This window comes from Streptomyces sp. NPDC058525, assembly GCF_042719495.1.
Taxonomy (GTDB): Bacteria; Actinomycetota; Actinomycetes; order Streptomycetales; family Streptomycetaceae; genus Streptomyces.
Window position 1 is genome coordinate 1 of the sequence record NZ_JBHXNP010000030.1, and the last position, 22,332, is coordinate 22,332.

General features: G+C 70.0%; 20 protein-coding genes, 1 tRNA gene and 2 pseudogenes. 13 read left to right on the forward strand and 10 right to left on the reverse strand.

Going from position 1 to position 22,332, the window contains the following annotated elements; genetic code table 11:
* Window positions 1–50 precede the first annotated feature (50 nt).
* Window positions 51–2,258 (reverse strand): MMPL family transporter, encoded by a 2,208-nt coding sequence (locus ACFWP3_RS16345; RefSeq protein WP_384221083.1) that lies wholly within the window; start codon window positions 2,256–2,258, stop codon window positions 51–53.
* 493 nt (window positions 2,259–2,751) lie between these two features.
* Between ACFWP3_RS16345 and ACFWP3_RS16350 the strand changes: the two genes are divergently transcribed.
* From ACFWP3_RS16350 to ACFWP3_RS16360, 3 genes are all read left to right on the forward strand, one after another.
* Window positions 2,752–3,351, forward strand: coding sequence for a hypothetical protein (locus tag ACFWP3_RS16350; RefSeq protein ID WP_384221085.1), 600 nt, complete (start codon window positions 2,752–2,754; stop codon window positions 3,349–3,351).
* A gap of 461 nt (window positions 3,352–3,812) precedes the next feature.
* On the forward strand, window positions 3,813–5,312 hold the full coding sequence (locus tag ACFWP3_RS16355; RefSeq protein WP_384221087.1) for an MFS transporter: 1,500 nt from the start codon (window positions 3,813–3,815) through the stop codon (window positions 5,310–5,312).
* A gap of 107 nt (window positions 5,313–5,419) precedes the next feature.
* Window positions 5,420–5,977, forward strand: coding sequence for a TetR/AcrR family transcriptional regulator (locus ACFWP3_RS16360; protein WP_384221090.1), 558 nt, complete (start codon window positions 5,420–5,422; stop codon window positions 5,975–5,977).
* 88 nt (window positions 5,978–6,065) lie between these two features.
* Here the strand turns inward: ACFWP3_RS16360 and ACFWP3_RS16365 are convergent, their stop codons facing one another.
* The 5 genes from ACFWP3_RS16365 to ACFWP3_RS16385 form a co-directional block, all read right to left on the reverse strand.
* A complete protein-coding gene (locus ACFWP3_RS16365) occupies window positions 6,066–6,677 on the reverse strand; it encodes a TetR/AcrR family transcriptional regulator (protein WP_384221092.1) in 612 nt (203 codons plus the stop codon).
* Window positions 6,674–9,127, reverse strand: coding sequence for a PEP/pyruvate-binding domain-containing protein (locus tag ACFWP3_RS16370; RefSeq protein WP_384221094.1), 2,454 nt, complete (start codon window positions 9,125–9,127; stop codon window positions 6,674–6,676). The genes ACFWP3_RS16365 and ACFWP3_RS16370 overlap by 4 nt, the downstream gene beginning before the upstream one ends.
* A complete protein-coding gene (locus ACFWP3_RS16375; RefSeq protein ID WP_384221096.1) occupies window positions 9,124–10,578 on the reverse strand; it encodes an MFS transporter in 1,455 nt (484 codons plus the stop codon). The genes ACFWP3_RS16370 and ACFWP3_RS16375 overlap by 4 nt, the downstream gene beginning before the upstream one ends.
* Window positions 10,579–10,676: 98 nt before the next feature.
* Entirely contained in the window at window positions 10,677–10,889 is a 213-nt protein-coding gene (locus ACFWP3_RS16380; protein ID WP_384221098.1) for a hypothetical protein, read from the reverse strand.
* 128 nt (window positions 10,890–11,017) lie between these two features.
* Window positions 11,018–11,365 carry a VOC family protein gene (locus tag ACFWP3_RS16385; RefSeq protein WP_384221100.1) on the reverse strand — a complete coding sequence of 116 codons (348 nt, stop codon included), beginning with the start codon at window positions 11,363–11,365 and terminating at the stop codon, window positions 11,018–11,020.
* 143 nt (window positions 11,366–11,508) lie between these two features.
* Between ACFWP3_RS16385 and ACFWP3_RS16390 the strand changes: the two genes are divergently transcribed.
* Genes ACFWP3_RS16390 through ACFWP3_RS16405 form a run of 4 tightly spaced genes read left to right on the forward strand, consistent with a single transcriptional unit; the run spans window position 11,509 to window position 13,125 of the window.
* On the forward strand, window positions 11,509–11,877 hold the full coding sequence (locus tag ACFWP3_RS16390; protein ID WP_384221102.1) for a VOC family protein: 369 nt from the start codon (window positions 11,509–11,511) through the stop codon (window positions 11,875–11,877).
* 8 nt (window positions 11,878–11,885) lie between these two features.
* Window positions 11,886–12,227: an ArsR/SmtB family transcription factor gene (locus ACFWP3_RS16395; RefSeq protein ID WP_384221104.1), complete on the forward strand. Its 342-nt coding sequence runs from the start codon at window positions 11,886–11,888 to the stop codon at window positions 12,225–12,227.
* On the forward strand, window positions 12,224–12,685 hold the full coding sequence (locus ACFWP3_RS16400) for an SRPBCC domain-containing protein (protein ID WP_384221108.1): 462 nt from the start codon (window positions 12,224–12,226) through the stop codon (window positions 12,683–12,685). The genes ACFWP3_RS16395 and ACFWP3_RS16400 overlap by 4 nt, the downstream gene beginning before the upstream one ends.
* A 29-nt stretch (window positions 12,686–12,714) precedes the next feature.
* Window positions 12,715–13,125, forward strand: a complete 411-nt coding sequence (locus tag ACFWP3_RS16405) for a DUF1801 domain-containing protein (RefSeq protein WP_384221110.1) — start codon at window positions 12,715–12,717, stop codon at window positions 13,123–13,125.
* A gap of 14 nt (window positions 13,126–13,139) precedes the next feature.
* Here ACFWP3_RS16405 and ACFWP3_RS16410 read toward each other — a convergent pair whose 3' ends face one another.
* Window positions 13,140–13,448, reverse strand: coding sequence for a hypothetical protein (locus tag ACFWP3_RS16410; RefSeq protein WP_384221112.1), 309 nt, complete (start codon window positions 13,446–13,448; stop codon window positions 13,140–13,142).
* 743 nt (window positions 13,449–14,191) lie between these two features.
* On the opposite strand from ACFWP3_RS16410, the gene ACFWP3_RS16415 reads away from it, so the two are divergent.
* Window positions 14,192–14,911 (forward strand): MBL fold metallo-hydrolase, encoded by a 720-nt coding sequence (locus ACFWP3_RS16415; RefSeq protein ID WP_384221114.1) that lies wholly within the window; start codon window positions 14,192–14,194, stop codon window positions 14,909–14,911.
* 177 nt (window positions 14,912–15,088) lie between these two features.
* Here the strand turns inward: ACFWP3_RS16415 and ACFWP3_RS16420 are convergent.
* The 3 genes and pseudogenes from ACFWP3_RS16420 to ACFWP3_RS16430 all read right to left on the reverse strand — a co-directional run.
* Window positions 15,089–15,347: pseudogene (locus ACFWP3_RS16420) on the reverse strand (L-threonylcarbamoyladenylate synthase); the annotation flags it as partial.
* Window positions 15,348–15,421: 74 nt separating this feature from the next.
* A pseudogene (locus ACFWP3_RS16425) lies at window positions 15,422–15,981 on the reverse strand (carbonic anhydrase); the annotation flags it as partial.
* Between the two features lie 660 nt (window positions 15,982–16,641).
* Window positions 16,642–16,713: transfer RNA gene (locus ACFWP3_RS16430), tRNA-Arg, on the reverse strand.
* Between the two features lie 82 nt (window positions 16,714–16,795).
* On the opposite strand from ACFWP3_RS16430, the gene ACFWP3_RS16435 reads away from it, so the two are divergent.
* The 5 genes from ACFWP3_RS16435 to thrC all read left to right on the forward strand — a co-directional run bounded on the left by ACFWP3_RS16435 (window position 16,796) and on the right by thrC (window position 22,307).
* Window positions 16,796–17,293, forward strand: coding sequence for a response regulator (locus ACFWP3_RS16435; RefSeq protein WP_384221116.1), 498 nt, complete (start codon window positions 16,796–16,798; stop codon window positions 17,291–17,293).
* Between the two features lie 116 nt (window positions 17,294–17,409).
* A complete protein-coding gene (gene nrtL, locus ACFWP3_RS16440; RefSeq protein WP_384221118.1) occupies window positions 17,410–18,369 on the forward strand; it encodes an ArgS-related anticodon-binding protein NrtL in 960 nt (319 codons plus the stop codon).
* A 19-nt stretch (window positions 18,370–18,388) separates the two neighbouring features.
* Window positions 18,389–19,780, forward strand: a complete 1,392-nt coding sequence (lysA, locus tag ACFWP3_RS16445) for a diaminopimelate decarboxylase (RefSeq protein ID WP_384221120.1) — start codon at window positions 18,389–18,391, stop codon at window positions 19,778–19,780.
* A 160-nt stretch (window positions 19,781–19,940) separates the two neighbouring features.
* On the forward strand, window positions 19,941–21,230 hold the full coding sequence (locus tag ACFWP3_RS16450; RefSeq protein ID WP_384221223.1) for a homoserine dehydrogenase: 1,290 nt from the start codon (window positions 19,941–19,943) through the stop codon (window positions 21,228–21,230).
* 6 nt (window positions 21,231–21,236) lie between these two features.
* Entirely contained in the window at window positions 21,237–22,307 is a 1,071-nt protein-coding gene (gene thrC, locus ACFWP3_RS16455; RefSeq protein ID WP_384221121.1) for a threonine synthase, read from the forward strand.
* Window positions 22,308–22,332 lie beyond the last annotated feature (25 nt).

Here is a 22,332-nt window from a genome sequence, read left to right on the forward strand (position 1 = left end):
GGGGACCGGTGTGTGCACCGGTCCCCTCCCGACGGTGGTTCGCGCGACGGTCAGTGGCGGGAATCCGCGTACTGCTCCGCCGCATCCGGCACGAGGACCTGCCCGGGACCGCGGTCGGGTGCACCCTCCACAGACAGGTGCGGCAGTACCTTGTCCAGCCACCGTGGCAGCCACCAGTTGGCCCGGCCGAAGCGGTGCATGAGAGCCGGGACGAGGACCATCCGCAGGACGAGCACGTCGAGGAGGACCGCCAGCGCAAGCCCGAGGCCGAACTCGGCGATCATCCGTTCGCCGCTGAAGACGAAGGAGCCGAAGACGAAGGCCATGATGACCGCCGCAGCGGCGAGGACCCGTCCGGTTTCGGCCTGCCCGACGCGTACGGCACGCCGGTTGTCGCGGGTGTGCTCCCATTCCTCGTGCATGCGGCTGATCAGGAAGACCTGGTAGTCCATGGAGAGCCCGAACAGGATGGCGATGATCAGGATGGGTGCTGCGGCTTCCACCGGTCCGGCGGCGCCGAGACCCAGCGCCTCCACTCCCCAGCCCCACTGGAAGACGGCGACGATCGCACCGAACGCCACGCCCATGGTCAGCAGGTTCATCCCGATGCCGATCAGCGGGACCAGGACACTGCGGAAGGCGATCATCATCAGCAGCCCGCCGAGGGCGACGATGACGGCGAGGAAGACGGGCAGCTTGCCGATCAGTACGTCGGCGAAGTCGGCGGCCATCGCCGTCGCCCCTCCGACGTGGACCTGTAGTCCGGTGCCCTGTTCCGCTTGGGGGATCACGTCGTCGCGCAGGTGCGTGATCAGGTTGGAGGTCTCCACCGACTGCGGGGAGGTGGTGGGGACCACGCGGACCATGCCGGTCGTGTCACCGGGCCGCATGGGCATCGCGGATACCGATGCCACCCCGTCCACCGAGCGCAGGTTGCCGGCCAGCGCGGTCAGCGCCGCGCGGTCAGCGGCCGCGGGGGCCTGGGCGACGAGTATGAGGGGACCGTTGGAACCGGGTCCGAAGCCCTGGGCCATCGTGTCGTAGGCCTGCCGGGTGGTCGTGGTCTGCGGGTCGTTGCCGGCGTCGGAGGAACCCAGCCGCAGCGAGAACAGCGGCAGCGAGACCGCGACCATGACCAGGACCGCGAGCACGGCCTTGCCGGTGGGCCTGGCCTGCAGCCTGGCCGCCCACCGTCCCCACATCCCGACGGGCTCCAGGGCGACCGGTCCGTGCTCGGCCAGCTGCCTGCGCTGGGCCCGGCTGAGCACCCTGAGCTTCAGCAGGCCGAGCAGGGCCGGCAGCAGCGTGATCGCGGCCAGCACCGTCAGGGCCACGGTCGCGGCGGCCGCGATCGCCATGCCGTTGAGGAAATCGATCCCCAGCGCGAACATGCCCAGCAGGGCGATCATCACGGTCAGACCGGCGAAGACCACGGCGCGCCCGGACGTGTCCAGGGCCCGGGTGACGGAGTCCGCCACACTCAGGCCCGACATCAGTCCCTTGCGGTGCCGGTTGACGATGAACAGCGCGTAGTCGATGCCCACACCCAGGCCCACCAGCATGGCCAGGGTCGGCGCGATGGAGGTGATGCTCATGGCGTGGCTGGCCAGGCCGGTGGCCAGGACCCCGGTTGCTACGCCCGCCACCCCCGTGAGGATGGGCAGCGCGGCCGCCCACGCCGAGCGGAAGACGAGTCCCATCACCAGCAGCGCGGCGGCGATTCCGATCAGTTCGCTGGTCGTGCTCATGGATGAGTCCGCGTTCTGGACGGCCGCGCCACCGATGTGGACGTCCAGTCCGTCGGTGCGGGCGTCGCTGGCCAGGTCCATCACATGCTGGACCTGCTCGGGATCCGCCGTATCGGCGTCCTTGTCGAGGTTCACCTGCGCGTACGCGATGGTGCCGTCCTCGCTGATCTGGGCGGCGCCCTGCGTGCTGTACGGGCTGACCACCGAGGCCACTCCCGGGGCGCCGGCGATCTCCTCCAGGGTGGCGCCCATCCGGTCCTTGACCGCAGGATCGTTCACCGACCCGTCACGGACCTGCCACACCACCGTCTCGGTGTCTCCCGAAGACGCCGGCATGCTCTGCCTGAGCAGGCCCATCGCCTTGCTCGACTCGGTATCGGGCAACGACATGCTGCTGCTGTAGCTCGTACCGACCGCTGCGGACGCGGCGCCGAGGCCCACCAGCAGCCCCACCCACAGCAGGACGGTCACGAGCCGGTGCCGGTGGCACCAGCGGGCAAGGGCGGACATCAAACCTCCGAGAGCTGTTGAACGCGATGACATCGGGGAAAGCACCTCGGAGCCGTGACCTCCCGTAAGACGGTCGTCGACCCGATGTGATCCGGCGCTCCCAACGCCTTTCAACCCTGCCCGCCCGGCACCCTGCGGTCGTCACGCTCACACATACAACCGGAGCCTCTCCCGTACCACGCCCGCAGTAGATAGCCCTCGACACCGCCCATCCCCGCCGCGAGCTGCCCGGCACGGCGATCGGCAGCACGCGTCGGCCAGGCGCGGTCCGCCCTGCCTTCGGCCCGTCCGCAAGGGGGTTGATGAGCCGTCGTCCGCCTGCGGGCAGCCGTTCGTCGAGTCGAGACAGTAGGGCGCGCTACCCGCGTCAACTCCCGTAGGAGGCGGCTGTCATGTCACGGGATGGGATCCACGCTCATGCCGCTGGATGAACATAGAACTTAAGCCACTTGCCGTATCTTCGGTCCCATTCATACCGAAAGGCGTACTAGTCATGACACTGATCCACGTACACCAGGTCACCGCACGCCGCGCATCGCTCCAGGACGTCAATGCGATCGTCCGGCTGCTGTCCGGCGACCATCGGCTGACGTCCGACCAAGCCGCCTTCCTCTCTAGGTCTCAGTCCCAACTTCGGCTGACTCTCGCTCATTTCGGTCTGGAGGCAGGGCAGGTGTGGGTGGCGGAATCCGGCTTCGGCACGCTGGCGGCGGCCGCGGTGTGGATACCTCCTGGCGTTGTCTTCGGCGAGGACGAACAGAGGTCGCTCCTGGGGCTGCACGGACTCGAGCCCCCGAACATGATCCGTTTGGGAGAACGCGACGGCCGGACGCCGCGCGAGGAACACGTGCGGCTGGCCGCCGTAGGAGTTGCTCCCACCGCCGACGACGCGGTCCTCGATGCTTTGCTGCCCCCCGTCCTCCGGTGGGCGGACGCCGCACGGCTGCCCACCTATGCCTCAACGCTCGCCTGCTTCCAAACAGAGCTGCTGCTTCCGTTCGGTTTCGCGCCATGGCCGACCGACTCGATGGCGGCAGGGGACTGGCTGCGCCGCGCCCCGGCTCCGCACACGAACGAAGGCATGCCGGGCTGACCGGCAGCCAACCATGGGGGCATGTGAGACGGGGAACGCCCCGGTCCTCAGTTCGCAGCGAACGCCGATGGCGGTGCAGCGCCGTCCGATGGACGCGACAAGCGAGAGGCCGTCGAGGCTCGTTGATCAGTGGTGGCGCTGAGGCCAACCGGATGCACGCGGCAGCGGCAGGCGCACGGGGCGGGCCCGGGCGGGCATGCCGCAGAGAGAGTGTCCCCTTCCGCCTCGCCCTCCAGCAGTGGCCACTGACCCGATCGTGCCGGTGCTGAGCTGTACGTCTGCGAGCACCCCACCCGCAGGACGCCGGGCCGCCGCCGAATTCGGCAAGGGCTGCCCGACCCTGTTCCGCGCCGCTTCGCCCACCGCAAGTGTACGAAACAGTATCGTATGCGAGAATCGAGCGAGGTGACCGCTCCACACAGCGGCAGAACCGGCCGCGACCGGCCATATGGAGGAATCCCATGAATCCCAAGGCGGACCCTGGGCGCTGGAAGGCGCTCGTCTTCATCTGCGTCGCCCAGCTGATGGTGGTGCTCGATGCGACTGTTGTGAACATCGCGCTGCCCTCGGCCCAGCGGGACCTGGGCTTCTCCGACGGCGACCGGCAGTGGGTGATCACCGCCTACACGCTCGCCTTCGGCGGTCTCCTGCTGTTCGGTGGCCGGGTGGCGGACCTGTGGGGACGCAGGCGGACCTTCCTCGTCGGATTGATCGGGTTCGCCGGCGCGTCCGCGCTGGGAGGCGCGGCCGTCACCACCGGGATGCTGCTGGGGGCACGTGCGCTGCAGGGCGTCTTCGGCGCATTGCTCGCGCCGGCCGCGCTGTCGCTGCTGACCCTGGCGTTCACCGACGCCAAGGAGCGGGCCAAGGCCTTCGGTGTCTACGGCGCGATCGCGGGCGCGGGTGCGGCGGTCGGCCTGCTCCTGGGCGGCGTGCTCACCGAGTACTTGAACTGGCGGTGGGTGCTCTACGTCAACATCCTCTTCGCCGTCGTCGCGGCCGCCGGCGCCTGGAGGTTCGTTCACGACTCCGCCCAGGACCGCAACCGCAGCCGCCTGGACATACCCGGCGTGCTCCTGGCATCCACGGGACTGGTCGCACTGGTCTACGGCTTCACCCGCGCTGAGTCCGACGGATGGGGTGCCGGTCTGACCGTCGCCCTGTTCTGCGTCTCCGTAGTCCTGCTGGCCGCGTTCATCTTCGTGGAGTCCAAGGCCAAGGCGCCCCTGCTGCCACTGCGGGTACTAGCGGACCGAAACCGCGGCGGCGTGTACCTGTCGCTCGGGATGGCGGTCATCGCCATGTTCGGCGGGTTCCTCTTCATCACCTACTACCTGCAGTTGGTGATGGGGTACTCGGCGCTCAGGTCCGGCCTCGCCTTCCTGCCGATGGTGGCGGGAATGGTCATCGGTTCCACCCAGATCAGCGCCCGGCTGGCACTGCGGGTCCCGCCACGTCTCCTGATGGGCCCGGGCTTCCTCGTCGCGGCCCTCGGCCTTGTCATCCTGGCCCAGATGAAGACCGACAGCTCGTACGCGACGGTGGTCCTTCCCGGACTGGTCCTTATGGGCCTGGGGTTGGGCACGGCCTTCATGCTCGCGACCAACCTCGCCACCACCGGCATCGAGCCGCGCGACGCAGGGGTCGCCTCCGCAATGATCAACACCTCGCAGCAGGTGGGCGGCTCCATCGGCACCGCCCTGCTGAACACCCTCGCCGCCAGCGCCACCGCCACGTGGGCCGCCACATATGCAGCCTCGGCTCAGGTCCTGGGGCAGCGGGAGTTCACCAACCAGGCTGCGGTCCACGGCTTCAGCACCGCCTTCTGGTGGGGCGCGGGCGCCCTCATCATCGCCGCCGCGGCAGCCGTCACCTTGATCAACGCGGGCCCTGAGGGCGGGTCGACACCCATCGGGGGCGAGACTGTGGAAGGTGCGCCGGCCAGAGCCCTCACTCACTGACACCGCCGTCGGCGGTCGTGTGTACTGATCGGCAAGCGAAACTGTTTGGCACCGACGAGGAGACGTAGACAATGCCACCGGAGACAGCCCCCCTACGCAGTTCCCGCATGCCCCCCGAGCGGGTCGGCGAGGTCTACGGGGCGGTGATGGATCTGCTCCTCGAAGTCGGCTACGAGTCGCTCACGATGGACGCCGTCGCGGCCCGTGCCCGCTCCAGCAAGACCACCCTGTACCGCCAGTGGAACGGGAAGCCGGAACTCGTGGCCAGCGCCCTTCGGCACGCCGGCCCCGTCCCGACCGCGGACGTCGACACCGGCTCCCTGCGGGGCGACCTGCTCGCACTGACCGCACGTCCTCGCGACGACGTGGAGCGGGACGCGGCGATCGTCCGCGCCATGACCCAGGCCGCCGCCAACAACCCCGATCTGGACCGGGCACTCCATGAGTTGATCTTCGAGCCCGCGCTGTACGCCTTCGAGGCGGCTCTGGACCGCGCGCTTCGGCGCGGTGAGGTCGATCCGAACACGCCGGCTGTGGCCCTCCTGCCGCACATGCTGGTCGGCGCCGCGACCGCCCGCCCACGCGTGGAACACCAGCCCCCGGACGCCGCCTACATGACCCGCTACATCGACGCGGTAGTACTCCCCGCGCTGCGCCTCACCTGAGGAGGGTCAGCCGAGGTACGGCCGAAAGGGATAGCAGCGCTACCGTCGTGCCCGCTCGGAGACCTTGGTCAGAAGCTTCGGGTCTCCGTCAGGGTGCGGGCGCGTGGAGGAGAGGGATCACGATGTCGTCGACGACGTCGAGGATCACGCCGTCCGGAACCCGGCCTGCGTTGAAGAGAAAGTGGTGGCGTAGCAGTGCGGGAGCGACGTCGAGACGGCTCGGGGTGACGGTCCGCTCCTCTATCTCGCCCCGCTCCACCGCACGCCGCACGATCTCGTGCATGGCCCGGCGGCTCGAGCTCTGCGAGTTCCGCCGCAGTTCGGCCAGCCGCTTCCCGTCGGCGAGTGCGTCGCTCAGCAGGCCCCGGATCGCCTCGCCGGTCGGCCCGTCCATGGCGTGCGCCATGGCGCGCATCAGTGCGAGGAGGTCACCGCGCAGGCTTCCCGTGTCGGGTGGCGAGGTGAGGTCGGGCAGGGCGTGGCGTACGGCGTCGTAGGCCAGCTCTATCCGGCTCGGCCAGCGGCGGTAGAGCGAGGCCTTGCCCGTGCCGGCCCGTTCGGCGACGCGCTCCATGGTCAGGTTGGCGTAACCGACCTCGGTGAGTTCGTCGAGGGTGGCGTGCAGGATCGCGTCGTCGAGGGCCTTGCCGCGGCGGCGGGGCATCGTGCGGTGGTCGGCCGCCCGGTGGTCGCCTGTCATGGTGTCTGCCCCGGTTCGGGCGCTGCGGTGACACGGCCGGTGCCGCCGTCGACCGTGACGCGTCGGCCGTCGGTGAGCACGCTGCACCCGTTCGCGGTGCCCATGACCGCGGGAATGCCGTACTCGCGGGCGACGATCGCCGCGTGCGAGGCGACCGCTCCGGAGTCGACCACGACCGCCGCCGCCCGCTGGAACAGGGGCGTCCAGGACGGGTTGGTTTGCGGGCAGACGAGTACGTCGCCGCTGCGCAGCCGCGCGAACTCGGCGGGCCCGCGCACGATCCGGACCGGGCCGGTGACCGTGCCGCTGCTGGCCGGGGTGCCGGTGACCAGCGCGTCTCCGCCGTCTTTGCGGGGGAAGACCGCGGCGGGGTCGATGAGCCGCACTCCGTCGAGTTCGTCGCGGCGCGCCGTCCGGGCTCGTACGGTGGCCCGCAGCCGCTCCTTCTGCGGCTCGGTCAGAGCGGCGGGGTCGCCGAGTGCCTCGATCTCCTCCAGGCGCAGGTGGTAGACGTCCTCGCGGTCGGCGAGGACGCCGGCTTCGCGCAGCCGTTGCCCGATCTCCAGGAGCGCCCGCCGCAGGACGGGCAGGCTCGCCGTCATGGCGAAGTGGCTGTCCTCCCGGAACGCCAGGCCGGTGCGTGCGGTGGTGACCAGTCGTTCGATCCGCCCGCGGGCCCGGCGTCCGCGCAGCAGGGGGTGAGGTAGCAGCTGGTGCAGCGCCGCGTCCGCGCGGGACGTGGGCGCGTCGGCCTTCGGCGCCGAAGCGAGCGCGGAGATCAGACCGAGTACCACCTCCGGGGACTCCCCCCAGGTCGGTGAGGTGACCAGCAGCACGGTCTCAGTCTCGCGGCTTCCGTACTCGGCGAGGAAGGTCTCGAATCGTGCGCGGAACTCGGGGAAGGGATCCAGGGCCGCCGGGTCGAGCCGGTCCACCGCCTCGGCCAGCGCAGGCTCCCGGCGGGCCTGCTCGGCGAGGGCCTCCAGCATGCGGTTCGCGTCCTCGGTGCGGGTGCGGCCACCGCCGATCAGATCGCCCAGGAGGGACGTCCGGCGCAGCACCGCCAGGATCGGCCAGAGCCGCGCGAGAGTCACCGCCAGCCGGGGCAGGTAGTCGCCACGGAGCAGGGCCATCGGCTTGCCCAGCTCCAGCGTCCGGCGGGGCATGCGGACCAACCGCGCCCACTCCAGGGCGGTCACATCCCGGCCGGAGAGCTCGGCGATGTCCGTGACGAAGCGGGTGTAGCGCGGGTCGTTCGTCCACTCGCCGGCGTCGTATCTGCGGGCCAGACGGACCAGGCGGAACGGGGCCAGCACGGCGCGGGGGGTCGGTTGCGGCGGCTTCGGGATCATACGGTCCACGACACCGTCCTGCTCGGTCAGGAAGCCCTGGAACCCGCCCCGGAAGCCGAAGCGGTTCATCATCTCGGCCATCAGACCGGCGGGCCCATGCGGCAGCCAGGTCGTCATGTCGATCGGGTACGGGCGGTAGGGCAGCATCTCCAGCAGGATCGAACCGATCAGCCGCTGCGCGCGGTTGAGCCGCACCGGGGGCGGCGGGAGCGCGGTCATCGGCCGGGCCTGCAGCAGCCACAACTGTCCGTCTGCGTAAGCCCATTCGATGTCCTGAGGGCGCCCGAAGTGCTGGGCGACGTCGGTGCCCAGCCGGGCGAGCTCGGCCAGCACCACATCGGGGAGGAACGCGTGCGGGGCGCCGGGCGCTCGCGTCACCCCGCCGTCCGTGCCGCTGCGCAGGACCACCTCGTGACGGCCGGCGGTGCGTTCCCGTACGCGGCCGTCGGCGCCGAGCACGTAGTGGTCGGGGGTCACCAGTCCGGACACGACCGCCTCGCCGAGTCCGCTGCTCGCGTCGACGACGAGGACATCGCGGGCGCCGCTGACCGGGTCGGCGGTGAACATGACCCCGGCCGTCTGCGCGTCGACCATCCGCTGCACGACGACGGCGATGCGCACCCCGTCCTCGGCGACTGCGCGCTTGCGGCGGTAGGCGATGGCCCGGTCGGTCCACAGCGACGCCCAGCATCGTCGCACCGCGTCGGCCACGTGCGCCTCTCCCAGCACGCCGAGGTAGGTGTCCTGCTGTCCGGCGAACGCGGCGCCGGGCAGGTCCTCGGCGGTGGCGCTGGAGCGCACGGCGACCGGTCCGCCGCCCAACCGGACGTAGGCTTCGATGAGTTCGGCCTCAAGCCGCTCGGGGATATCGATCGCCTCGATGGCCGCACGCAGGCGCGCGCCGTCGTCGCCTGTCAGCAGGCCCGCGGGGTCGAGGCCGGCGGCCCGGAGTGCCGCCGCGTAGGCGTCGGTCGTGACGACGAACCCGTCAGGAACGCGAAACCCGCCGCGTAGCGACTCCCCGAGGTTCGCGCCCTTGCCGCCGGCGAGGGCGAGGTCGTCCCGGCCCAGCGAGGCGAGTTCCGCGATGAACGTCATGCTGTCTCCTCCTTGAGATGTGCGGTGGTCCGCAGCGGGCGGCGGGGCGTGGCGAGCGCGAGGACGAATCCGAGCGCGAGCAGCGGCGCCGTCAGGGCGAACACAGGGGGGACGGCCTCGCCGAAGGCGTCCGCGACCGCGGCGCGCAGACTCTCGGGGAGCGCCGCGAGCCGGTCTGGGGCCCATGCGCCTTCCCGGAGGTCGAGTTGGTTTCCGGCATCGGCCGGCAGGCGTGCGGAGAACCGTGCTGTGATCAGCGCACCGGTCACGGCGACGCCGACGGACGCGCCGATCTGGCGCAGGAAGGCGACGGCCGAGGTGGCGGCGCCCAGGTCGCTGTGGTCCACCGCGTTCTGCGCGATGGTCATCATCACCTGCATCACCAGCCCCAGCCCCAGCCCGATGACCAGGACCAAGGCGATGACGAGGCCGGTCGGACTGCCGGCGTGCAGAAGGGCCAGCAGGCCCAGCCCCGCCGCGGTGATGGCGGTGCCCATCACCGGGAACAGCTTGTACCGGCCGGTACGGGCGATCATCCGGCCGGAGAGCGTCATGGTGACGATGACGCCGCCCATCAGCACGGCGACCACCAGGCCGGCCGAGGTCGCCGAGGCCCGCAGGGCGATCTGGAGGAAGGACGGCAGGTAGCTGATCGTCCCGAACAGCGCGAAGCCGACGAGGAAGCTGATCGCGACGGGAATCGCGAAGGCCGGCTCCCTGAACAGCCGGAGCGGCAGGATCGGATCGGCCGTGCGGCGAGCGCTGACCAGCCAGGCGAGGGCACCGGCAGCCGCCGCCCCGGCCAGTACGGGCACCCTCCACGTCGGCCCCGCCCCAGCCTGTCCGACCTGTCCGGCCTCTCCGGCGAGCAGGACGAGGGACACCACCGCGACCGAGAGGGCGAGAGCACCGGCCGCGTCCATCGGCGCCCGGCCGCGGGACCGGGGAAGGTGCAGCGTACGGATCACCACGAGGGCGGCGATCAGCCCGAGCGGCGGGTAGAGGGCGAAGATCCACCGCCAGCTGAGATGGTCCACCACGAGCCCGCCGAACAGCGGGCCGCCGACCGCCGCGATGACGTAGACCGCACCCAGCAGGCCCAGGTAGCGCCCCCGCTCGCGAGGGCTCACGATCTCGCCGATGACGGCCTGCGCCCCGATCATCAAGCCGCCTCCGCCGGCGCCCTGTACGACACGGAAGAGGATCAGGACCGGCATCGACTGGGCGAGTGCGCATCCGATGGCACCGGTGACGAACACCCCGATCGCGGCCAGCAGCACGGGTTTGCGGCCGTACCGGTCGCCGAGCTTTCCGTACACCGGCATCACGACGGTGGCGGCTACCACATAGGCGGTCACCACGACGGGAATCTCGGCCACGCCGCCCAGATCACCCACGACGGCGGGGAGGGCGGGGGTCATCGTCGTCTGGTCCATGGCCCCCAGCAGCATCACCACACCGCGGGACGGCGGAACTGGCGGTCATCACCACTCCCTGAGCCGGAGAAGTTAGAGAACGTAACGTTCTCTAACTTCAGGCTACCCGCAGATCAACCCAAAGGCACTTCAACGCCGCCGTCGCCGCCGCGGCCGTGCAGCCGCCCGACGGCATCCGGAACCTGCCCGCGTATCGAGGCGCTGATCCAGTGGTTGCTGGCGCGGCTCGTCTTGGTGGCGGTCTGGTTGTTGATCAGCAGGTGGAGATTCGCCGTGTTCGGGCGCTGGCGTCGCCGGTGCTCCAGCCAGTCCAGCAGCAGTTTCATGGTGAGGTCATCGAGCGGGCGTGCTTGTCCGGCGATAGTCAGCCGGCAGTTGCCGATGTCGAGGCGGTAGGGGACTTGGCGGGTGGCGTGATGAGTGGAGCTGGTCTCGGAGTGTGGCGGCAGCCGAGTCAGTCTGGGCTTCGTCCGCTCAGCGGCTGGTCGATCTCGATCGTGATCGCGGCCGGCCCTTTGAGGTAGGCCGCTCTGGTGCCCCAGGGCCGGTCGGAGGGTGGTTCCCGCGTGTCGGCGCCCCGATCCAGGAGGCGCGCGTAGTCCGCATCGCAGTCGTTGCTCGCGAGCGCGATGGTGGCCTGACTGTCCGCCGGTCCCTCATCGAGGACGACACCCAGCCCGCCCAGCTCCAACTCCGCCATCCGTTCGTCCCGGAAACCGGGCGTGACCTCCAGAACGCTGCGGAACCAGCTGACCGCCGCCTCCAGGTCACGCACGGTGAGATGGATGTGTGAAACCTCCACGACTCTGATCCTAGGTGCCACGGGGGATGACTGCCCGCCGGACGCGGTGGCCGTCCCGGAGCGCCGATCACCGCGAGTCGTCGTAGTCGTCACGTTGCAAGATCGACGTGACATGTAGGAAATTACCTACGTATGGTGGGTGCATGAACATCACGCACGCGAAGATCGTCACCCTGCCCGTGGCCGACCAGGACCGGGCCAGAGACTTCTACGTCCGCACTCTGGGGTTCGAGGTCCTGCTGGACCAGGAGATGGGCCCCATGCGGTGGCTCCAGATCGCCCCGAAGGGCGCGCAGACCTCCTTCACCCTCGCCACCCCGGAGATGGGTTTCACCCCTGGTCACGCACAGGGCATCGTCTTGGAGACCTCGGACGTCGACGCCGACTGCGCCGCGCTCACGGAGGCCGGCATCACCGTCGAAGGACCGGTGGACTACCCGTGGGCCCGCCAGGCGACGCTGAAGGACCCGGACGGCAACGGCCTGGTCCTGTCGACCACCAAGGCCCCCTGACCGGTCCGATGCGTACCCACCTGTCGGCGCAGGACCGGATCTTCGCGGCCCTGGCCAGCCCGGTCCGCCGCCAAGTGCTGAGCCTGCTGCGCGACGAGGGCCCCCAGCCGGTCTCGCTCCTGGCCGCCCGCTTCGACATGGAGCGGCCGAGTTTCTCGGAGCACCTGCGCGTGCTCCGGGAAGCCGGGCTGGTAAGCGAGACAAGAGAGGGCCGGAGGCGGATCTACCGACTGCAAGCCACCCCGCTGCACGATGTCCAGGACTGGCTCGGGCCGTTCGAGCGATTCTGGCGCGAGAGGCTCACCGGCCTTCGGGATGTGCTCGACACCATGGACGACGATGAGGCATGACCGATCATGACGACCTGACCTCGGTACGGGTGGAGCAGTTCCTTCCCCACCCGCCTTCGAAGGTGTGGCGGGCTCTGACGGAGCCGGAACTGATCGCCCGGTGGCTCATGCCGGGCGACTTCCGGCTCCGGGTGGGCCACCGCTACACCATGCACGGCGTGCCGGTGCAGGCCACCGGCTTCTCCGGAACGGTCCGGGCCGAGGTCCTCGCGTTCGAGACGGGGAGGATGCTCCGCATCGGCTGGCAGGACGCCGCACCGTCCGGCGACGGGAGTGCCGAGGTGGACTGGACGATCACCTGGACACTGGAGCCGGAGGGCCGGGGCACCCGCCTGTTCCTCGACCATGAAGGTTTCGACCCCGACAACCCCATCCAGCAGCGCGCCCGCACCATGATGGGCGGTGGTTGGCGATCCCACGTCATGCGCGGCCTGGAAGCGGTACTCGACGACATGTGACCCCACAACACAGAAGGAAGAGCGACTTCATGGCCGGCAAGGGCATCGTGACCACCGACGACAGCGTCTTCCGAGAGATGACCCAGGCGTCACCCGAGGGCATCCGGAACCTGGCCGCGGGCTGCCGCACCCTGATCTTCGACGTGCTGCCCCAGACCGTCGAGGTCGTCTGGACCAGCCAGAGAAGCGCAGGTTACGGGACCGGCCCGAAGAAGATGAGCGAGCAATTCTGCTGGCTGGCGCCCTTCACCCAGCACGTCGTCTTCGGCTTCTACTACGGCACCGGCCTGCCCGACCCCGACGGGCTCCTCGAAGGCACCGGCGCCAACATGCGCCACGTGAAGATCCGCACCCTTGACGACCTCGCCAACCCGGCCCTGCGTAACCTGGTCGGCGCCGCGACCACGCACCGCGTTCCCCCCGTCCAGGTCCGGGACTGACCATCCGGTCACGCTCAATAGGCGGATTCTCCTGGCCGCTGGCCGGTCCTGCAGAGGGCTGACAAGATCTCGGTGACCATCTGACTCACGCTGGCCAGTTCCTGCTGATGCCGGGCGGCCGTCTCCCGCATCCGGGCCTGACCTTCCTCAAGCCGGAACAGCGATGCGTGGTAGGCCGTCAGGCCCTCGCCGCGCTTGCCCGGGACACCGGAGAGCTTCTCCAGCGTGTCCGTTTTGGTCTGGTCAAGCAGCTCTTTCATGGCGAGGCGTTCCAGAGTGTCCAGACGCTCGCTGCCGGTGTCGTCGCTTTGATCCTCTGGCATGGGCTCCCCTTGTCCGGTTGGGCGAGGCAAGTGTCCGGCCAGGAAGCCGCCTGCCGGTGGAGCCACACGGCCTGAGTCACTGACGCCTCCCTGGTTCAGGCGATCCCGTGTCGGCTGGCCGGGGGCCTTTCAGATTCCTGACCAGCGGCCCCGGGCCCGCCGTCTGGGCCGGCTCATGTTCCTGACGCCCCCGGCGTTGACGCGGTCGCCCGGCACGTCGCCGAGCGCGACCCGCTGCCCGCCGCCGGGGATGAACCGGCAAGACGATGTCGGTACAGGTGGCCACGGGGAACCGGCGGCGCCGGGGACGGTGGTTCATGCATCGGGTAGATCAAGGTGGGGCAGGCGGGAGGGGTCGGCGAGGATGTCGATCTCTGCGATTCTCCCATTCACGACCGTGAAACCCATGACGCTCACGGGCCGCTCCTGCCGAGCCGCCAGCAGGCCCGCAGCTCAGTTGACCGCGGGGTTTCGGTAGTCCTCGCGGAAAAACAACGGAGTAGCCCCTGACCTGTGGCTATTCCGTTCCTGGCCCTGGACTTGTCGCGAGGCGTCGGTGCGCCCCAGCCGTTGGGGTACTGGGTCGGCGTTGTGCCGTATGCATGGGCGTCGATAGCCGCCGTGGGCCATTGGAGGGAACCGGGACGCCGCCTCCGGAGCGGCCGGGGGTGGCCGGTCCGCCTGCCAGGGGAACGGGAGTGATACTGGGCGCGGATGGCGGGGGACGAGAGGGATGGCGCAGCGTGGAGACGACCGTCACGGAGATCGCACCGGACATCTACCGGATGTCCACATACATCGGTGAAGCGAATCTCTTGTTCAACCAGTTCCTGATCGATGCCGAGGAGCCCCTGCTGTTCCACTGCGGGCTTCGGGCGCTGTTCCCCCTGGTGTCGGACGCTGTGGCTCGCGTGACACCGGTGGAGGGGCTGCGCTGGATCACCTTCGGTCATGTCGAGGCCGACGAGTGCGGTGCCATGAACTCCTGGCTGGCCGCCGCCCCGCGGGCCGAGGTCGCGCACACTGCGATGGGCTGTGTGGTGTCGGTGAACGACATGGCAGACCGTCCGCCGCGTCCGTTGAGCGACGGGGAGGTGCTCGACCTCGGCGGAAGGCGGGTGCGCAGGCTGGAGACCCCGCATGTGCCCCACGGCTGGGACGCCGGGCTGATGTACGAGGAGACGACCGGGACTCTCCTATGCGGCGACCTCTTCACCGCCATGGGCAACGCCCCGGCCCTGACGGAGAGCGAGATCGTCTCTCCGGCCCTCGCCGCCGAAGACGTGTTCGGGGCGTCATGCCTGACGGCCGGGACGGCACCGGCCATGCACCGACTGGCCGGCCTCGCCCCCACCGCGCTGGGGCTGATGCACGGCCCCTCCTACACGGGCGACTGTAGCCAGGCTTTGCACGACCTCGCGGACGCGTACGAGGAACGGTTCACGGCGTCGCTGCGGAGGTGAGTTCCTCGGGCGTGATTGGAACCCGCGCTCCCGCGATCGGCTCCGGCCCGAGCGGCCGCCGCCGACGGACTGCAGCACGGGCCCTGCTGGTGGCCAGACCTGCAGACCGAGCTTGCCTGCCAGCCAGGGCTGGGACTTTAAATCGCTCAATTGACAGACCCCCGTCTCGCCACGATGCGCCTGGCTGGGGAGGTTGTCCACCGGCTCGCGCAGGGCTTCGGCAGAGTCGAGGGGCACGGGAGAGGGTTTGTGCCGGCCGCGCCCCTTCGCGGCGAGCAGCGCGGCGAAGGCCCTCTGTTCGAACGCGTCGGCCCCCAATCCGTAGACGGTATTCGTCGCCAGGACGACGAGTTCGCCCCCGCCGCACGGCGGAAGCCGCTTCCCGCAGGCCTGCCGAACGGGCTGCCCGATCCGAGCAGTCGTAGCGCTGCGTCATGAGCTCGCCTGCTCTCGTCCAGTGATGTCGCCGCGGGAGGTCACCTGGCGGGCATGGCCCCCGGCGTGTTGCTATCCCAGGCCCACGACGGCGGTTTGCCCCGCCTCAACCTGTCCCGAGAGCAGACGGGAGCGGTCGAGCAGCAGGACGACGGTGTGACGGATGTGTTCGTCCACGATGTCGCTGTCGGAGGCTAGACCGGCCGTGCGGGCGCGGAGGACGCTCGGGGAGACGCGCTCGGTGATGTCACGGACGAAGCCGCCGACGGAGAAGCCCTCCTCCACCGCCGTGCGGGCAGCCGAGACGGCGCCGCACGAGTCGTGCCCCAGGACGACGACCAGGCGGGCACCGAGGACGCTGGTCGCGTACTCGACGCTCCCCAGTACCTCCTCCCCCCAGGGCGTGTCCGGCGGTCCGCACGACGAACAGGTCCCCGAGGCCCTGGTCAAAGATGATCTCGGCAGCGAGCCACGAGTCGGAGCATCCGAGGAGTACGGTGAAGGGGGTTTGTCCCGGGACGAGTTCCGTATGGCGGGCAGCGTCCTGGTTGGGATGTTCGGGCGTGCCCAGCTATGAAGCGCTTGTTGCCGGACAGCAGGGCGTGGAAGGCGACGGCAGGCGAAGTTCCGGGTATGGCTGCAGCGTATGAACCGGCTACCCGACATGCGTACCCGGGGCGTTTCCCGGGCCGGCGACCAATGCCCGCAGCTGCGCCAGTTGGCGATGCCGTCCGGGCCCGCCACCCCTGCTGTAGCTACCACACTGGCGCCCGGCTGAGTAACGCCGTGGCGTTACGGGGCGGCCGCAGGGCATGAGACCGGCCAATTCCGTGCTCAGGCTGGGGAGTCGCCCGCGATGATGAGAGGCGGATGCCGACGGCAACCGTGCTGCCGACAGTGAAGCAATGGTGTTGCCGTGATGGGATACGAGCGGGAGCGCCTTACCGGGAGTTGGGCGCAGATGCCATATCCCTCCTTGGTGCAACGACCCACCAGACCGTTAGCCTTTTGACGTACCGTCGACAGCATTCGTGCAGGTCATAGACGGTGTCCGGGAAGCGTCAATGCTCAGACCCCTGGCCCGCCGCACAGTCGGGATCCTGCGGTGAGCGGAGTCGGTGGCTCTCTGCGAAAGCCCTCTGACCTGCGGCGACGCGCCACGAGGGAGGCGGGATTCGCCGGTCGGGACCCGAAGCACCAGGGAAACAGCAACGGTCGAAAGACCGTTTATGTTTTGGCATGTACGAGAAAGGGCCTGACCGACATTTTTGCTGGTCAGGCCCTCTTTCCGGAAGTGCCCCCGGCAGGATTCGAACCTGCGCACACGGCTCCGGAGGCCGTTGCTCTATCCCCTGAGCTACGGGGGCGTGTCGTTCGCTGTGCGGCGACGGGTTGAACACTACCAGCTTCGCGGGGGTGATCAGGAACCGGTTTGCGGGGGAGGGGGACATGGGTCGCCCGCAGGGGGTGGAAGTGGCAAAAACCCGGACGCGGGGCCCCGGGCCGACCTACTCTCGAGTTGTGCCAGGCGTCTCGGGCCGGGTGCTTGTTGTCGACGACAACAAGGTCATCCGGCAGCTGATCAAGGTCAATCTCGAGCTGGAGGGCTTCGAGGTCGTGACCGCGAATGATGGTGCCGAGTGCCTGGACGTCGTGCACCACGTGTGTCCCGATGTGATCACCCTTGATGTGGTCATGCCGCGGCTGGACGGGTTCGGGGCCGCCGCGCAGTTGCGGGCCGATCCGCGGACCAGTGGGGTGCCCGTCGCGATCGTGAGTGCCTGTACGCAGCACGAGGTGGAGGCGGGGATCGCGGCCGGGGTGGATGCCTTCGTTGCCAAGCCCTTCGAGCCCGCCGAGCTGGTACGGGTCGTACGGCGGCTGGCCGAGGGGAAGGGCCGGCGCGACGGGAGGAGAGGGGCTCCCGCCGGGAGGGGGAGGGGATGAGCGAGCCCTCGCCTTCCTCCGTGTCACCCGGGTGCCTCCGCCGGTTCTGAGCCGGGCCATTTCACATGGCGAAACCCTTCGCGGGGTGGGCGGTCGTCTCCCCTAGGCTGGGTGTCGTGAATCCCGCCGATCTTCCCGATGCCGTCGTGCGCGCCGTGCGCTGCGCCGTCGAGAGTGGGGAGCTCGGGGCGGATGTGGTCGTGCCCGAGCGGGTCGTCGTCGAGCGGACCCGGCCCGGTGGGGTGGGGGACTACGCCACGCCCGTCGCCTTCCAGATCGCCAAGGCCGCCGGACGCGCGCCGGGTGAGGTGGCCGGGGTGCTGGCCCGTCGGCTCGGCGGGGAGCCGGGGATCGAGAGTGTCGAGGTCACCGGCCCCGGGTTCGTGAATTTCCTGCTGCCGCCGCCCTCCGCACCCCGCATCGTCTCGGAGGTCGTGGGTCAGGGTGCCGCCCGTCCCACCGCTGCCCCAGCCCTCGACCTCGACATCGAGCTCCGCGAGCGCGTCGTGCGGGAGAGCGTCCTGCGGATCCTGCGCGGTCAGGCGGGCGGTGATCGGCAGGACGGGCCCGGGCGGTTCCCCGTCGCGCCCCTCGCCAAGCGGGACGGTGACGTCGTCCGCCGGTACGGGCTCGGTGCCGCCCGGTGGGCGATGCTCTGCGTGCCCGTCCGGGAGACGCCCGAGTTCTCCGAGCGGCTCCTCGTGCAGGGTGAGGAGAACGAGTTCTTCCGGGTGCGGTACGCCCACGCCCGCAGCCGGGCGCTGCTCAGGAACGCCGCCGGGCTCGGGTTCGGGCCCGAGCCGGGCGAGGTGGACGCCCCCGCGCTGCTGCGCGTGCTGGCCGAGCACCGGCTCGTCCTTGAGGCCGCCGGACACCACCGGGCGCCCGAGCGGCTCGCCCGGTACCTCGTCGAGCTGGCGGACGCGCTGCTCGACTTCCAGTACCGCGTACTGCCCCACGGGGACGAGAAACCCTCGGCCGCCCACCGTGCCCGGCTGGCTCTTGCCGAAGCCGCCGGGGCGGTGCTGGCCGGTGGCCTCGCCCTGCTCGGCATCGACGCACCCGAACACCTGTGACCTGTGAAGAGAGATACCGATGAGCCGTTCCGCGCATCCCGCCGGGCCCCGTCACGCCGATGTCCTGCCCGAGGGGCACTACTCGCCGCCGCCGGCCGACCTCAACGCCCTCGACGAGAAGGTCTGGGCCCGGACCGTCACGCGCACGGCCGACGGGGTCGTCGCCGTGGGCGGCATCGAAGTGACCAGGCTCGCTGAGGAGTTCGGGACCCCCGCCTACTTCCTCGACGAGGAGGACTTCCGGGCGCGGTGCCGGGCCTGGGCGCACGCCTTCGGCAAGGACGCCGATGTCTTCTACGCCGGCAAGGCGTTCCTCTCCAAGGCCGTCGTGAAGTGGCTGAAGGAAGAAGGGCTGAATCTCGACGTGTGCTCCGGCGGGGAGCTGACCACCGCCCTCGCCGCCGAAATGCCCGCCTCCCGCATCGCCTTCCACGGCAACAACAAGTCCGAGGCCGAGATCAGGAGGGCCGTCGAGGCCGGCGTGGGGCGGATCGTGCTCGACTCCTTCCAGGAGATCGCCCGGGTCGCGCACATCGCCCGTGAGCTGGGCGTACGCCAGCCCGTCCAGATCCGTGTGACGGTCGGGGTGGAGGCGCACACCCACGAGTTCATCGCCACCGCCCACGAGGACCAGAAGTTCGGCATCGCCGTGGCCGACGGCTCCGCGGCCGAGGCCGTGCGCCGGGCCCTCGGGCACGACTCGCTCGAGCTGCTCGGCGTCCACTCCCACATCGGCTCGCAGATCTTCGACATGGCCGGTTTCGAGGTGTCGGCGAAGCGGGTCGTGCGGCTGCTGGCCGCCGTACGGGACGAGCACGGGGTCGAGCTTCCCGAGATCGACCTCGGAGGCGGACTCGGGATCGCCTACACCTCCGACGACGATCCGCGCGAGCCGCACGAGATCGCCAAGGCGCTCACCGAGATCGTCGCGCGGGAGTGCGAGAGCGCCGGTCTGCGCGCGCCCCGGATCTCCGTCGAGCCCGGCCGCGCCATCGTCGGGCCCACCGCCTTCACCCTCTACGAGGTCGGCACCATCAAGCCGCTCGAGGGGCTGCGGACGTACGTCAGCGTCGACGGCGGGATGTCCGACAACATCCGGACCGCGCTCTACGACGCCGAGTACTCCGTCACCCTCGTCTCCCGCACCTCCGACGCCGAGCCGATGCTCGTGCGCGTCGTCGGCAAGCACTGCGAGAGCGGCGACATCGTCGTGAAGGACGCGTTCCTGCCGGCCGACCTAGCCCCCGGCGACCTGCTCGCCGTACCGGCCACGGGCGCGTACTGCCGCTCCATGGCCAGCAACTACAACCACGCCCTGCGCCCGCCCGTCGTCGCCGTGCGCGACGGACAGGCCCGGGTGATCGTCCGGCGCGAGACGGAGGAAGATCTCCTGCGTCTCGACCTGGGATGATCTGGTTATTTCGGGGAGAAGGCCCCAGACCCCCAAAATAGGTGTCTCACTCAATGGACCGAGGGTGGAAACTGTTGTCCATTGAGTGAGACTGGTTCTCACCCCGCGCGCAAGCCGCGCACGGGGTACTGATGGAAGATCGAAAGGCGTAGGTCGAATGATGCGTACGCGTCCGCTGAAGGTGGCGCTGCTGGGCTGTGGAGTGGTCGGCTCGGAAGTTGCCCGCATCATGACGACGCACGCCGACGATCTGACGGCCAGGATCGGCGCGCCCGTGGAGCTCGCGGGCGTCGCGGTGCGCCGGCCGTCCAAGGTGCGCGAGGGCATCGACCCCGCGCTCATCACCACCGACGCGACCGCCCTCCTCAAACGCGGTGACATCGACGTGGTCGTCGAGGTCATCGGCGGGATCGAGCCGGCCCGGACGCTGATCACCACCGCGTTCGAGAACGGCGCCTCCGTCGTCTCCGCCAACAAGGCGCTGCTCGCGCAGGACGGCGCCGCGCTGCACGCCGCGGCCGAGCAGCACGGGCTGGACCTCTACTACGAGGCCGCCGTCGCCGGCGCGATCCCGCTGGTCCGCCCGATGCGCGAGTCCCTCGCGGGCGACAAGATCAACCGGGTGATGGGCATCGTCAACGGCACGACGAACTTCATCCTCGACAAGATGGACTCGACCGGCGCCGGCTACCAGGAGGCGCTCGACGAGGCCACGGCCCTCGGGTACGCCGAAGCCGACCCGACCGCCGACGTCGAGGGCTACGACGCCGCCGCCAAGGCCGCGATCCTGGCCGGCATCGCCTTCCACACCCGCGTCCGCCTGGACGACGTGTACCGCGAGGGCATGACCGAGGTCAGCGCCTCCGACTTCGCCTCCGCCAAGCGGATGGGCTGCACCATCAAGCTCCTGGCGATCCTCGAGCGCGCCGCCGACGGCGAGTCCGTCACCGCCCGCGTGCACCCGGCGATGATCCCGCTCACCCACCCGCTCGCCTCCGTCCGCGAGGCGTACAACGCGGTCTTCGTCGAGGCGGAGGCCGCCGGGCGGCTCATGTTCTACGGGCCCGGTGCGGGCGGTTCGCCGACCGCGTCCGCGGTCCTCGGCGACCTCGTCGCCGTCTGCCGCAACAAGCTCGCCGAGGCAACGGGGCCGGGCGAGTCGGCGTACACCCAGCTGCCGGTCAGCCCCATGGGCGAGGTCGTCACGCGGTACCACATCAGCCTCGATGTGGCCGACAAGCCGGGCGTACTCGCCCAGGTCGCGACGACCTTCGCTGAGCACGGGGTCTCCATCGACACCGTGCGGCAGCAGGGCAAGGACGGCGAGGCCTCCCTCGTCGTCGTCACTCACCGCGCACCCGACTCGGCCCTCTCCGGGACCGTCGAGGCGCTGCGGAAGCTGGACACCGTGCGCGGTGTCGCCAGCATCATGCGTGTTGAAGGGGAGTAAGGACCCATGAGCAGCAATCGCACCCACCAGTGGCGCGGCATCATCGAGGAGTACCGGGACCGCCTGCCGGTCACGGAAACGACTCCCGTGGTCACACTCCGTGAGGGCGGCACGCCGCTCGTCCCCGCGCAGGTGCTCTCCGAGCGCACCGGCTGCGAGGTGCACCTCAAGGTCGAGGGGGCGAACCCCACCGGGTCCTTCAAGGACCGCGGCATGACCATGGCCATCACCAAGGCCAAGGAGGAGGGCGCCAAGGCCGTCATCTGCGCCTCGACCGGCAACACCTCCGCCTCCGCCGCCGCCTACGCGGTGCGCGCGGGCATGGTCTCCGCCGTCCTCGTACCCCGCGGCAAGATCGCGCTCGGCAAGATGGGCCAGGCGCTCGTGCACGGCGCCAAGATCCTCCAGGTCGACGGCAACTTCGACGACTGTCTGGATCTCGCCCGCGCTCTGTCCGACAACTACCCGGTGGCGCTGGTCAATTCGGTCAACCCGGTGCGCATCGAGGGTCAGAAGACAGCCGCGTTCGAGATCGTCGACGCGCTCGGCGACGCCCCCGACATCCACGTGCTGCCCGTCGGCAATGCCGGCAACATCACCGCGTACTGGAAGGGCTTCAAGGAGTACAAGGCCGACGGCCTGGCCTCCCGTACGCCCCGTGTGTGGGGTTTCCAGGCCTCCGGCTCCGCGCCCATCGTGCGCGGCGAGATCGTCAAGGAGCCGCACACCATCGCCACCGCGATCCGGATCGGCAACCCGGCCTCCTGGGACTACGCGCTCGCCGCGCGCGAGGAGTCGGGCGGCTTCATCGACGAGGTGACGGACCGCCAGATCCTCGCCGCCTACCGGCTGTTGGCCGCACAGGAGGGCGTCTTCGTCGAGCCCGCCTCGGCCGCCTCGGTGGCGGGCCTGCTCAAGGCCGCCGAGCTGGGCCTGGTGGACCCCGGTCAGAAGATCGTGTGCACCGTCACCGGCAACGGCCTGAAGGACCCCGACTGGGCGATCGCCGGCGCTCCGCAGCCGGTCACCGTTCCGGTGGACGCCGAAGCCGCGGCCATCCGCCTCGGCCTCGTCTGAGGCGCCGGCCGGACAGCAGTTCCGC

What these genes read in the sequence shown, in the direction of transcription:
- ACFWP3_RS16355 (WP_384221087.1), top strand. Translation starts at nt 3,813, where the DNA reads ATGAATCCCAAGGCGGACCCTGGGCGCTGGAAGGCGCTCGTCTTCATC.
- ACFWP3_RS16400 (WP_384221108.1), top strand. Translation starts at nt 12,224, where the DNA reads ATGACCGATCATGACGACCTGACCTCGGTACGGGTGGAGCAGTTCCTT.
- thrC (WP_384221121.1), top strand. Translation starts at nt 21,237, where the DNA reads ATGAGCAGCAATCGCACCCACCAGTGGCGCGGCATCATCGAGGAGTAC.
- ACFWP3_RS16390 (WP_384221102.1), top strand. Translation starts at nt 11,509, where the DNA reads ATGAACATCACGCACGCGAAGATCGTCACCCTGCCCGTGGCCGACCAG.
- ACFWP3_RS16450 (WP_384221223.1), top strand. Translation starts at nt 19,941, where the DNA reads ATGCGTACGCGTCCGCTGAAGGTGGCGCTGCTGGGCTGTGGAGTGGTC.
- ACFWP3_RS16365 (WP_384221092.1), bottom strand. Translation starts at nt 6,677, where the DNA reads ATGACAGGCGACCACCGGGCGGCCGACCACCGCACGATGCCCCGCCGC.
- ACFWP3_RS16405 (WP_384221110.1), top strand. Translation starts at nt 12,715, where the DNA reads ATGGCCGGCAAGGGCATCGTGACCACCGACGACAGCGTCTTCCGAGAG.
- ACFWP3_RS16410 (WP_384221112.1), bottom strand. Translation starts at nt 13,448, where the DNA reads ATGCCAGAGGATCAAAGCGACGACACCGGCAGCGAGCGTCTGGACACT.
- ACFWP3_RS16375 (WP_384221096.1), bottom strand. Translation starts at nt 10,578, where the DNA reads ATGCTGCTGGGGGCCATGGACCAGACGACGATGACCCCCGCCCTCCCC.
- ACFWP3_RS16350 (WP_384221085.1), top strand. Translation starts at nt 2,752, where the DNA reads ATGACACTGATCCACGTACACCAGGTCACCGCACGCCGCGCATCGCTC.
- ACFWP3_RS16380 (WP_384221098.1), bottom strand. Translation starts at nt 10,889, where the DNA reads ATGAAACTGCTGCTGGACTGGCTGGAGCACCGGCGACGCCAGCGCCCG.
- ACFWP3_RS16395 (WP_384221104.1), top strand. Translation starts at nt 11,886, where the DNA reads ATGCGTACCCACCTGTCGGCGCAGGACCGGATCTTCGCGGCCCTGGCC.
- ACFWP3_RS16345 (WP_384221083.1), bottom strand. Translation starts at nt 2,258, where the DNA reads ATGTCCGCCCTTGCCCGCTGGTGCCACCGGCACCGGCTCGTGACCGTC.
- lysA (WP_384221120.1), top strand. Translation starts at nt 18,389, where the DNA reads ATGAGCCGTTCCGCGCATCCCGCCGGGCCCCGTCACGCCGATGTCCTG.
- ACFWP3_RS16360 (WP_384221090.1), top strand. Translation starts at nt 5,420, where the DNA reads ATGCCCCCCGAGCGGGTCGGCGAGGTCTACGGGGCGGTGATGGATCTG.
- ACFWP3_RS16435 (WP_384221116.1), top strand. Translation starts at nt 16,796, where the DNA reads ATGGGTCGCCCGCAGGGGGTGGAAGTGGCAAAAACCCGGACGCGGGGC.
- ACFWP3_RS16370 (WP_384221094.1), bottom strand. Translation starts at nt 9,127, where the DNA reads ATGACGTTCATCGCGGAACTCGCCTCGCTGGGCCGGGACGACCTCGCC.